12 protein-coding genes, 1 tRNA gene and 1 other RNA gene are annotated in these 11236 nt (G+C 68.2%); 5 read left to right on the top strand and 9 right to left on the bottom strand.

Annotated elements, in window-relative coordinates:
* Positions 1–257 precede the first annotated feature (257 nt).
* Positions 258–654: RNase P RNA component class A (gene rnpB, locus AB5L97_RS10765), an RNA gene on the bottom strand.
* A 59-nt stretch (positions 655–713) separates the two neighbouring features.
* Here rnpB and AB5L97_RS10770 point away from each other — a divergent pair.
* Positions 714–1478, top strand: coding sequence for a YaaA family protein (locus tag AB5L97_RS10770; RefSeq protein WP_307957615.1), 765 nt, complete (start codon positions 714–716; stop codon positions 1476–1478).
* A gap of 36 nt (positions 1479–1514) precedes the next feature.
* On the opposite strand, the gene AB5L97_RS10775 is transcribed toward AB5L97_RS10770, so the two are convergent.
* Entirely contained in the window at positions 1515–2249 is a 735-nt protein-coding gene (locus AB5L97_RS10775; RefSeq protein ID WP_369044694.1) for a zinc ribbon domain-containing protein, read from the bottom strand.
* Between the two features lie 37 nt (positions 2250–2286).
* Entirely contained in the window at positions 2287–3225 is a 939-nt protein-coding gene (locus AB5L97_RS10780) for a Nif3-like dinuclear metal center hexameric protein (RefSeq protein ID WP_307957613.1), read from the bottom strand.
* Positions 3226–3279: 54 nt separating this feature from the next.
* On the opposite strand from AB5L97_RS10780, the gene msrA reads away from it, so the two are divergent.
* From msrA to AB5L97_RS10800, 4 genes are all read left to right on the top strand, one after another.
* Positions 3280–3804, top strand: a complete 525-nt coding sequence (msrA, locus tag AB5L97_RS10785; RefSeq protein WP_307957612.1) for a peptide-methionine (S)-S-oxide reductase MsrA — start codon at positions 3280–3282, stop codon at positions 3802–3804.
* Between the two features lie 126 nt (positions 3805–3930).
* Positions 3931–4866, top strand: a complete 936-nt coding sequence (gene cysK / locus AB5L97_RS10790; RefSeq protein ID WP_307957611.1) for a cysteine synthase A — start codon at positions 3931–3933, stop codon at positions 4864–4866.
* A gap of 47 nt (positions 4867–4913) precedes the next feature.
* On the top strand, positions 4914–5492 hold the full coding sequence (epsC, locus tag AB5L97_RS10795) for a serine O-acetyltransferase EpsC (RefSeq protein ID WP_307957644.1): 579 nt from the start codon (positions 4914–4916) through the stop codon (positions 5490–5492).
* Positions 5493–5665: 173 nt separating this feature from the next.
* The gene (locus tag AB5L97_RS10800; RefSeq protein WP_369044695.1) at positions 5666–7294 is read left to right on the top strand and encodes a purple acid phosphatase family protein; all 1629 of its coding nucleotides are present in this window, start codon (positions 5666–5668) and stop codon (positions 7292–7294) included.
* A 203-nt stretch (positions 7295–7497) separates the two neighbouring features.
* On the opposite strand, the gene gndA is transcribed toward AB5L97_RS10800, so the two are convergent.
* The 6 genes from gndA to AB5L97_RS10830 form a co-directional block, all read right to left on the bottom strand.
* Positions 7498–8937 (bottom strand): NADP-dependent phosphogluconate dehydrogenase, encoded by a 1440-nt coding sequence (gene gndA / locus AB5L97_RS10805; RefSeq protein WP_369044696.1) that lies wholly within the window; start codon positions 8935–8937, stop codon positions 7498–7500.
* 411 nt (positions 8938–9348) lie between these two features.
* Entirely contained in the window at positions 9349–9522 is a 174-nt protein-coding gene (locus AB5L97_RS10810; protein ID WP_369044697.1) for a hypothetical protein, read from the bottom strand.
* Positions 9522–9740 (bottom strand): hypothetical protein, encoded by a 219-nt coding sequence (locus tag AB5L97_RS10815; RefSeq protein ID WP_307957607.1) that lies wholly within the window; start codon positions 9738–9740, stop codon positions 9522–9524. The genes AB5L97_RS10810 and AB5L97_RS10815 overlap by 1 nt, the downstream gene beginning before the upstream one ends.
* Before the next feature lie 150 nt (positions 9741–9890).
* Positions 9891–9963: transfer RNA gene (locus tag AB5L97_RS10820), tRNA-Val, on the bottom strand.
* A gap of 126 nt (positions 9964–10089) precedes the next feature.
* Positions 10090–10581: a peroxiredoxin gene (locus tag AB5L97_RS10825; RefSeq protein WP_307957606.1), complete on the bottom strand. Its 492-nt coding sequence runs from the start codon at positions 10579–10581 to the stop codon at positions 10090–10092.
* Entirely contained in the window at positions 10581–10997 is a 417-nt protein-coding gene (locus AB5L97_RS10830) for a DUF3052 domain-containing protein (protein ID WP_307957605.1), read from the bottom strand. The genes AB5L97_RS10825 and AB5L97_RS10830 overlap by 1 nt, the downstream gene beginning before the upstream one ends.
* Positions 10998–11236 lie beyond the last annotated feature (239 nt).

The raw sequence follows: 11236 nt of genomic DNA on the forward strand, positions 1-11236 counted from the left end.
CACGTGCCTTTCTCTGCAGTCGCGCGCACGCCGTCGTGCGCATGCCCACCATGGATGCACCAGGGTTGGTCGGCGGGCATGAAAAGAGCCGGTTCTGCGATCGCAGAGCCCGGCCCGTGAGAACATCTACGTTCGTGTTCCAGTCTACGCGAGAGGGCACTCGGACAGGTCCGGTTGGCCTGTGAAGTCACTCACAGGCTCTCAGTTGGTCTCAGAATTCAGCTCGGAATTCAGCTCGGAATTCAGCTCGGAAAGCGAGGACAGGCCGGCCTGTGAGCCGGGTTCTGTCTCCGTGCCGGGTTACCCCTGCGCGGGAGGCGATCATCCATCTAGGACCGCCGTTGCCGGCGGCCTCAAGCGGCCTACCCGGGCGCTCGGGCGGGCAGCCCTCGAACACGCCCTGTCTGGCCTTGCTCCGGGTGGGGTTTACCTAGCCTCCCCGGTCGCCCGGGGAGCTGGTGGTCTCTTACACCGCCGTTTCACCCTTACCGGCGCCCCGTGCACGAGGGCACAGCGCGCCGGCGGTCTCTTCTCTGTGGCACTGGCCTGCGGGTTGCCCCGAGTGGGCGTTGCCCACCACCCTGCCCTGTGGAGCCCGGACTTTCCTCGCGGCTTCCCCGTGTGGGGCCGCCCCGCGATCGCCCGGCCGACCTGTCCTCGACCCACCAGTCTAGCCCGAGCCAGCACCATGGCGCGCCTTGTACGATTCCGTGGTGCTCATCCTGCTCCCGCCCTCAGAGGGCAAGACGCCCGCTTCGGCGGGTCCCGCCGTCGACCTCGCCTCGCTGAGCTTCCCCGCTCTCGAGGCTGCCCGTCGGGAGGTTGTGGCCGCGCTCGCCGAGGTGAGCGCGCGCGAGGACGCGCTCGAGGCGCTCGGCGTGGGCGCGTCGCTTGCGCACGACGTCGAGCGGAACCGGCGGCTCGACGAGGAACCGGCGGCGCCGGCCCACTCCGTCTACTCGGGCGTCCTGTACGAGGCGCTCGGGTACAGGACCCTCACGCCCGCGCAGCGCCGGCGTGCCGAGGAGTGTGTCGTCGTCGTGTCCGCGCTGTGGGGCGCCGTCGGGTTCGCCGACCAGGTCCCCGCCTACCGGCTGTCGATGTCGACGGCGCTGCCCGGCCTCGGACGGCTCGCGTCCTTCTGGAAGCCGCGTCTGGCCGAGGCCCTCGCCGAGCGCACCGCGGTAGGCCTCGTCGTCGACTGCCGCTCGAGCACCTACGCCGCGGCCTACGCTCCGCCGGCGGCCACGACCGTGGCCGTCGATGTCTTCAGGGAGCGGGACGGAAGGCGCAGCGTTGTGAGCCACTTCGCGAAGCACCACCGCGGCGAGCTGGTGCGGCACCTGCTGACTCGCCGGGGGAAGGCGCCGTCGACGCCCGAGGCCCTGCTCGCCGTCGCCCGCGAGCGCTGGGAGGCCGAACTGGTCGCGGGAACGGCCCGGCGGGCGCACTCCCTCGCGCTCATCCTGCGGGATTAGGCCCCGCAGGACTGGAAACCCGCAGCGGAAGGGGGCTCAGGACCACTCGGGGGAACGGACAAGGATGCAGCCCGAATCCGGACAAAAGACGATCTCGTCCTCCGCGGCGGACCGGATTGTGGCGAGGTCCCCCGGACTGAGGGCCATGCCCGAGCCCTCGGATGTGCCGTGGAACAGCCGCGCCGCCCCAACACCATTCTTGGCGAGCGTCTTCTCGTAGACCGCGACCAGGCCAGAGTCCACCCCCGAGGCAAATCCCGCGCGCTCGGCAGCGATCCGCGCCCGCTCCCCCGCGACCTCGGCGAGCTGGGCGTCCAGCTCCCCACGCAGGGCCGCCCTGGCCGTCTCGGCCGTGGCAAGAGCCTGGGACGTGACGCCCTGCTCCTGGCGGAGGACGTCGAGGCGCTCGAGGATCTCGAGCTCGGTGTCCTCGAGGTCGCTCTTGCGGGCGGTGAGTCCCGCGATGTCCTTCTGGAGGGCCTCGAGGTCCTTGGACAGGCCGCCGGCGTAGAGCCGCTGCTCGTCCTTGGCGATCCGCTCAGACACCGCCGCGACCCTCGCCTCGGAGGTCGCCAGCTCGGCCTCGGCCGCTGCGACGGCGCCATCGGCGGCCCGTGCGGCCGTCGTCGCGGCCGCGAGGTCCGCGGCCGTGGTGGCGAGCCGCGGATCTGCCTCGAGCGAGCGGCGCCGCACATCGAGGGCGTGCAGCCTCGCGTCGAGCGTCTGGAGTCCGAGCAGCTTGAGCTGTTCGACGGCCGGGGCCTTGGGCATCGAGTCCTCCTACGTGACCGGGCGGGTTCTGCGGACTCTACCCCTCGCTTGGCGTGAGGATGAAGTCCCAGGGGTCGGTGTTGATCGACGAAACCCGGATGTCGAGGCTGTGGCCCTGGTCGGTCAGGACATTGTCCAGAGCCGCGGCGCCGGCGGGCAGCCACAGCCACTCGCTCGCGAAGTGGCTCACGTCGATGAGGTAGGGCCGCCCGTCCGGAGAGGACTCCCGTGCCTCGGACGCGGGATGGTGGCGCAGGTCCGCCGTGACGTACACGTCAGCAGCGGCCGCCCGCACAGCGTCGAACAGGCTGTCCCCCGCTCCACCGCAGACCGCGACGCGGCGCACGAGCCCATCGCGGTCGCCCGAGACGCGGACCCCGCCTGCAACGGCCGGGAGGATCGCGAAGAGACGCTCCGCGAGGTCGCCGAGGCTCGTGATCTCGGCCAGATCGCCCACTCGCCCGATGCCCTCCTCAGGGAGACCGTTGGCCGCCTGGGTGAGCGGGCCGACACCGTCCAGGCCGAGCGCATCCGCAAGCACGTCTGAGACGCCGCCCACGGCCGAGTCGCCGTTGGTGTGGACGCTCACGAGGGCTATGCCCGATTCGATCAGCCGGTGGACGGCGCGGCCCTTCGGAGTGTTCGCTGCGACGCTCGTCACGCCGCGCAGCAGCAGCGGATGATGGGCGACGATGAGGTCGACCTCCTGTTCCGCCGCCTCTTCGATGACCTCGAGGACCGGATCGACGCAGAAGAGGATCCTGCGCACCGGCTGCGCGGGCCTGCCGGTCACGAGACCGACCGCATCCCACGCTTCGGCGAGCGATTCAGGCCAGAGCTCTTCGATGGCAAGGAGAACGTCGGCGAGGGTGACGCCGCCGCCGGGCTGATGCTCGCGGCCCTCCTCGCCCGGTTCGGCGTGCTGGTCGGGAGAGTGCTGATCGTCTAGCGGGGCGGGGCCGGTCTGCTCTGACACGAGGTTCGGTCCTCTCTCGGGAATCTTCCGCGGGCTCCGGACATTGTAGGCAGCATGAAGACTTTCATTCTGGGTGGAGGCTGCTTCTGGTGCCTCGATGCGGTCTACCAGAAGACCAAGGGCGTCTCTTCGGTGGTCTCGGGCTATACGGGCGGACACTTCCCGGACCCGGACTACTACAGCGTGTGCAGCGGAATGACGGGTCACGCCGAGGTTGTCGCCGTCACCTTCGATGAGGACGTCATCCCTCAGGAGACCGTCTTGGACATGTTCTTCGCGCTGCACGATCCGACCACGCTCAACAGGCAGGGCTACGACGTGGGCACCCAGTACCGGTCGTCCATGTTCTACATGACGGACACGGAGCGGGCGCTGTTCGAGGAAGCGATCGAACGGAACCAGACGCTCTGGACCGCGCCGATCGTCACGGAGGTGACACGCGTCGGGACCTTCTACCCCGCCGAGGACTTCCATCAGGACTACTACGGGAAGAACCCCGATGCGGGCTACTGCCACGTCATCATCAATCCCAAGCTTGCAAAGGCCCGCAAATATTACTCGCGGTGGCTCACTGCCTAGCAGGTGCCAAAGGCGCTGGTTAGGCTGAAGCCGCAGCCGGCGCCCCGGCGCCGGTTTCGCCCGGCACGGCTTCATGCCCTGTTCATGCCTTATTGTCACGCCCACATCCCGAAAGCCAGAGGACTCATGGCACGCATCTACGACGACGTCACGCAGCTGGTCGGCAACACCCCCCTCGTGCGCCTCAACCGGCTCACCGAGGGCCTCGAGGCCCAGGTGGCGGTCAAGCTCGAGTTCTACAACCCGGCCAACAGCGTCAAGGACCGCATCGGCGTGGCGATCGTCGACGCCGCCGAGCAGTCCGGTTCGCTCAAGCCGGGCGGGACGATCGTCGAGGGCACGTCGGGCAACACCGGTATCGCGCTCGCGCTGGTCGGGGCAGCCCGCGGCTACAAGGTCATCCTCACGATGCCCGAGACGATGTCCACCGAGCGACGCGTGCTGCTGCGCGCCTACGGTGCCGAGATTGTCCTGACCCCCGGCTCGGATGGAATGCGCGGGGCCGTCGAGAAGGCTCAGGAGATCGTGGCCAACACGGAGAACTCGATCTGGGCCCAGCAGTTCGCCAACCCGGCCAACCCCGAGATCCACCGCACGACGACCGGCGAGGAGATCTGGACCGATACGGACGGCGCCGTGGACATCTTCGTCGCGGGCGTCGGGACCGGTGGCACGATCACCGGCGCGGGGCAGCTGCTCAAGGAGCGCAAGCCCGATGTCCAGGTGGTCGCCGTCGAGCCGAAGGACTCCGCCATCCTCAACGGCGGCGCAGCCGGCCCGCACAAGATCCAGGGTCTCGGCGCCAACTTCGTGCCCGAGGTTCTCGACACCAACGTGTACGATGAGGTGCTCGACGCAACCCTCGAGGACTCCGTCGCAACGTCCCGTGCGCTCGCTGCCAAGGAGGGTATCCTCGGCGGCATCTCTGCCGGCGCGGCTGTGTGGGGCGCACTCGAGCTCGCGAAGCGTCCGGAGAACAAGGGCAAGCTCATCGTCGCTGTCATCCCCGACTTCGGCGAACGCTACATCTCCACCGTCCTGTACGACGACATCCGCGGCTAGGCCCGACCCTCGGACCTGGACACGGCAGAAGGAAACCTGTGTCTCTGATCAAGCGCACCGTGGCACGGCTGCGGGAGGACCTCGATGCGGCCGCCGCCCATGACCCTGCGGCCCGCGGCAACGTCGAGAACTTCCTGGCCTACTCCGGGCTGCACGCCATCTGGATCCATCGCCTCACCCACGCAATGTGGCAGAGGCCTGACCTGCGGTTCGCCGCCCGGCTCATCTCCCAGGCCGGTCGCTTCCTGACGGGGATCGAGATCCATCCAGGCGCCACCATCGGACGCAGGTTCTTCATCGACCATGGGATGGGGGTCGTGATCGGTGAGACCGCCGAGATCGGCAATGACGTTTTCCTGTACCACGGCGTGACCCTGGGCGGGCGCTCGCTCGCCAAGGTCAAGCGGCACCCGACCATCGGCGATGGCGTCACGATCGGTGCCGGGGCGAAGGTCCTCGGCCCGATCACGATCGGTGCGGGGAGTGCGGTCGGTGCCAACGCGGTCGTGGTCAAGGACGCGCCGCCGAACTCGATCGTCACGGGTGTCCCCGCCACGTGGCGGCACCGCGATGCGGCCAAGGAGACGAAGCCCGCCGTCGATCCGGCGGAGTACTACTACATCTGAGGCGTTTCGTCCTGACGACAGCCACGACAACGGCGGCGCCCTCCCGGGAGGGCGCCGCCGTCGTCCGCCGTTCCTACCGGACGCCCGGCGAGCTCTCAGCAACGTAGCGAATGTGCACGGGGTGTTCACGCGGGGTTCGCCCGGAACTCCGTTTCGCGGGGGATGCTCGGCGCATGACGAACCAGCCAGAGAATTCCCCCGTCACACGCCGCCGTCTGCTGGCCGGGGCCGGCCTCGCGGCCGTCGCCGGCTCGGTGGCCCTTGCGTCCCCTGCGCACGCGGTGCCGGGCGCCCCGGCCGCCGATGCGAAGGACCTTCCCGGCTCGCTCTCGGCGACCGACCCCATCGCCACTCCGACGGTGGATGGCCTGCATCTGCAGTTCGGCGCCGACGCGTCTCGGGAGATCGTGGTTTCGTGGCACACGCTCCAGCCGGTCGCGGACGCCCGCGTGCTCCTCGGCGATGCGCACGGCAACTTCGCCAAGGCGGTGGCCGCTGCGACCCGCAGCTACCTGGATGCGAAGTCCGGCCGCACTGTCTACGCCCACCACGCTGCACTGACCGGTCTCAACGCTGCCACGGGATACCTCTACGCGGCCGTGCACGCCGGCGCCACCCCCGAGTTCGGCACGTTCACCACCGGGCCCCGCGGACGCGCGCGCGTGACGTTCACGAGCTTCGGCGACCAGGGCACGCCCACGCTCGGCAAGAAGGACAGCGCGACCAGCAAATGGGTCAACGACAACCTCGGCTCCCCCTCCGCGGGTGACACCACGGGCGGCGTCGAACGCGTCCAGCCGATGTTCCACCTCTTCAACGGCGACCTCTGCTACGCGAACCTCGCGACCGACCGGATCCGGACCTGGTGGGACTTCTGGACCAACAACTCGCGCAGCGCCCGCAACCGCCCCTGGATGCCCTCCGCGGGCAACCACGAGAACGAGCTCGGCAACGGCTCCATCGGCTACGCCGCCTACCAGACGTACTTCGAAGTCCCCGAGACTGCCGGGCAGACCGACACCACACGGGGCCTCTGGTACAGCTTCACGGTGGGTGCCGTGCGGGTCATCTCCCTCGCCAACGACGACGTCTGCTACCAGGACGGGGGCAACTCCTACGTCCGCGACTACTCGAAGGGCGCACAGAAGGCGTGGCTCGAGAAGGAGCTCGCGGGGGCACGCTCGAGTGCGGACGTCGACTGGATCGTGGTGTGCATGCACCAGGTTGCCATCAGCACGGCGAACAACTTCAACGGCGCCGACCTCGGCATTCGGCAGGAATGGGTGCCGCTCTTCGACAAGTATGGCGTGGACCTCGTGGTCTGCGGCCACGAGCACCACTACGAGCGCTCGCATCCGATCCGCGGACATGAGGCGAACCAGACGCTGACTCCCGTTCCCGCGGCCACGGACACCCGGACGGTCGACACCACGAAGGGCACCGTGCACATGATCCTTGGCGGCGGCGGCACGTCTGCACCGTCGAACCAGTTGCTCTTCACTCCGCCGGAGTGCCGCGTGATCGTCTCGGTCGGCGCTCCGAATCCGACCACGGGCAAGCGTCCGCCCGTCTACGTGCACGAGCCCGCGCCGTGGTCCGCCGTGCGCGACGCGGCCAGCTCCTACGGCTTCGGCGCCTTCGAGGTTGATCCCGGCGAGCCCGGGGGCGAGACGACCATCACCGCGACCTACTACAACGTGACCGGTCTGGGGGGCGGGCTCGAGAAGTTCGAATCCTTCACGCTCCGCCGGCCCCGCTCGGACGCTCGCCGGCGCGAGGACGGCCAAGGCCAGCAGGGCTGATTGCCCTTCCGCCACCTTCCCCCGGGATGTACGACGGCGCCGCTCACCACGTGTGGTGAGCGGCGCCGTCGTCGTACCCGCAGGAGGTGACGCCCAGGAGGTGGCGCTCCGATACGACCCGCAGGAGACGACCCACAGGAGGTGACTCCCAGCGTCAACCTGGGAGTCACCTCCTGGGAGTCACCGGCACGACAGAGTCGTGCTCAGTGGGTGTCGACCGCGGAGATCTCGGAGTGGTCCTCGCCCCACAGCGTGTGGAACGTACCCTCCCCGTCGACGCGCTGGTACGTGTGCGCACCGAACAGGTCGCGCTGGCCCTGGATCACGGCTGCAGGGAGCCGCTTGCGCCGCAGGGCGTCGTAGTACGCGAGCGAGGACGAGAAGACCGGAACCGGGATGCCGAGCTGGACGGCCGTGGCAACCACGCGGCGCCAGGCCGGGACGGCCCTGCCGATGGACTCGACGAAGGCTGGCGCGAAGAGGAGGTTCGCAGGCCGCGAGTCGCCCTTGTAGGCGGCCATGATGTCCTTGAGCAGGGCAGCCCGGATGATGCAGCCCTCGCGCCAGAGCGACGCGATCTCATCGAGCTTGAGGTCCCAGCCGTACTCCTTGCCCGCGGCGCCGAGCATGTCGAGGCCCTGGGCGTAGGAGACGAGCTTCGACGCGTAGAGGGCCTGGCGCACGTCTTCGACGAAGTTCTCCGGAACGGCCACCTCGGCCTCGTGGCCGGCAAGCGTCTCCTGGGCGATCGCGCGCTGCGCCGCCTGCGAGGAGATGCCCCGGGCGAACACGGATTCGGCGATGCCCGAGACCGGCGAGCCGAGATCGAGCGCTGACTGGACCGTCCAGCGGCCCGTTCCCTTCTGCCCGGCCGCGTCGACGACGACATCGACGAACGGCTTCCCCGTCTTTGCATCGACGTGCTTGAGGACCTCGGCCGTGATCTCGATGAGGAACGAGGAGAGTTCGCCCTTGTTCCACTCTTCGAAGATCCCGGCCTGCTCGGCCGGCTCGATCCCGGAGGCACTGCGGAGGAGGTCATAGGCCTCGCCGATCACCTGCATGTCGGCGTACTCGATGCCGTTGTGGACCATCTTGACGAAGTGGCCCGCGCCGTCGGTGCCGATCCATGCGCAGCACGGCGCACCGTCGTCGGCCTTCGCAGAGATCTTCTCGAGCAATGGGCCGAGGGCGTCGTAGGACTCCTTGGACCCTCCGGGCATGATGGACGGGCCGTTGAGCGCGCCCTCCTCACCGCCGGAGACGCCGACGCCCACGAAGTGCAGGCCCTTCTCGGCGAGTGCTGCCTCGCGCCGGCGCGTGTCCTGATAATGCGAGTTGCCGCCGTCGATCACGATGTCGCCCTCCTCGAGGAGGGGCACGAGCTGGTCCACGACCGCGTCCACTGGTGCGCCGGCCTTCACCATGATGAGCACGCGGCGCGGCTTCTCGAGGGCGTCCACGAGCTCCCGGAGGGTCTCCGTGCGGACAAAGTCACCCTCGTCGCCGTGCTTGGCCAGCAGGGCGTCCGTCTTGGCGACCGAGCGGTTGTGCAGGGCCACGGTGTAGCCATTGCGGGCGAGGTTGCGGGCCAGGTTCGCGCCCATCACCGCAAGGCCGGTGACGCCGATCTGTGCAGACATGTACTCTCCGTCTCTTCACTGGGATTCCGCACCCAAGGCTAGTGGACCGCTGGATCCGGGATCACTGTTTGACATCGTATTTCGGTACGCCTCACTTTTTGCAAGCGTTTGCCATCTGTGCCAAATGAGCACGCAGCAATCAGCGACACGATCCGGGAAGGCGGGGCCCCGGCCCGGCCTCGTCGCCAGTCCGAAGTGAAGCCGAGCTGTAACCGAGTTGAAATCGGGTGGCAGTTAACCCTATATTCATCTTCAGAGCCTCCCGCCGCGACGAACCCCCCAATGGTCGCGGCGGGAGGCTCGATCCATGCCGCCCTGAGCCGGCGAAGCTCGCACTGAATGAGCGCATCACCCGCGCGGACGGCGTGACCCGCCGCCAGGGCCAGGACAGGAAGGGTCCTTTCCTGCGTCCTAGGACACGATCCGACCGGCAGCCACCAGCGCCGCCAGGACGCCGCCCAACCGCGCGAAGGCGACCCAGCCAGAGCGCGACACGATTGGGTAGCGCGCGGCAAGCACAAGCCCGAGCAGCGCAGCGTCCGCCACGGCAAGATAGGCCATGACCATGATAAGAAGGCCCCGCATCAGCGCGGAGCAGGCATGACGTCGAAAGCATCGGCGAGCTCAGCCACCAGGTCGTCACGGTCAATGCAGTCGAATGTTCGCTTCGCTTCGACGAGGTCACCCAGAGTGGGGCCGCGCTCTTTGCCAAAGTCCGCGCCGCGCACCGCTGCGAGACGCTCCCCGAGTGAGGATGGCTTGCCGGTGACCAATGGTTCATCCATCGAATTCGATGCCCCCATGAACCCAACCCTACCCGAAAGCTGGGAGCTTCCTGAGAAAACTGGGAAAACACTGAATCCCCTTCCCAAGCCAAAGACGAAAACGGCCCAGAAACACTGCTGGCCCGCCATCCCGGGGCAAAGCCCCCGGAATCACGGGCCAAAAGAGGGTGGGTCCTACCGGGATCGAACCGATGACATCCACGGTGTAAGCGTGGCGCTCTACCAGCTGAGCTAAAGACCCTTGACGGGGGCGATCGACGTCCCGACAGGGTACCACAGTACCCCAGCGGCCGCCCGCCCGCGAATTGCGGCGAGGGGCGCCGTCGTGCTCCGCTGTGGCCCGTACACGGATCGCAGCGGCCGGAACCTACGGAACGGGGATGCCCGAAATCTCCGCCAGCGCGGCCCGGTATTCGGCGATGTCGCGCGCCTGGCCGCGGGGATTGATGACGCGGTAGCGGACCACTCCGTCGCTGTCGATGATGAAGGTCCCTCGCACGGCCATGCCGCTCACCTCGTCGAAGACGCCGAAGCGCCGGGCCACCTCGCCGTGGGGCCAGAAGTCGGCGAGCAGCGAGAACTCGTATCCCTCCGCGGCGGCGTAAGCCCGCTGGGCGAACTTGCTGTCAACGGAAACCGCGAGGACCTCGGCGTCAACTTTCGCGAACGCGTCCCACCCGTCGCGGATCTCACAGAGCTCGCCCGTGCAGATCCCGGAAAAAGCGAACGGAAAGAAGAGGACCACCACGGGCCGCCCCCGGAACGACGAGAGCCGGACGGGTTCCCCGAATTGGTTGGGAAGCTCGAAGTCCGGGGCGACTTCGCCGACCTGGGGCGACTTGGCGCCCAGCGGCAGCATCACTGCTTCTTCCGGACAAGACGGGTGGCGCTCCAGTCCTTGGAGACGCCGACCGAGGAGGTCGAATGAAGACCAGCCGGGGGCGCGGCCTCCTGGATCTCGACCGGACGCACGTGGCCGGCGCGACCCTGCTTCGGAGTCAGGAGCCACACGAGGCCCGGCTCGTTGAGGGTGGTCTGGGCGTCCATGAGCATGTCGACGAGGTCGCCGTCGCCCTCGCGCCACCACACGATGACCGCATCGGCGACGTCGTGGTCCTCCTCATCGAGGAGATCGGAGCCCACGGCCTCCTCGATCGCATCCCGCAGATCGAAGTCCACGTCCTCGTCGTAGCCGAATTCCTGGATCAGGTCTCCTTGCTTGATACCCAATCGCTCCGCCACATTGCTATCCGCGGCGGTGTCGGTCTCGCCCACGTCGTCTCCTCCTTTGTCTGCTGTGCACTCGGCACGATCACGGCGGCGCCCCGAAGGCATCCAGGGAGGGATGCCCACCTTGACCGTTACTCCCACCGTAGCTATAAGCCAACTACGTTTGGCCCGCCGCTTCAAGCACGCACCGCCCCCTAGCCTCGATCGACAGCGATTTCGAGCCCTCGGGACGAGCTAGCGCGCCCACCATGAGAGTACGCGGCTCCCCGTAAACGTGGTGACCA

This window comes from Sinomonas sp. P10A9, from assembly GCF_041022165.1.
GTDB classification, from domain to species: Bacteria; Actinomycetota; Actinomycetes; order Actinomycetales; family Micrococcaceae; genus Sinomonas; species Sinomonas puerhi.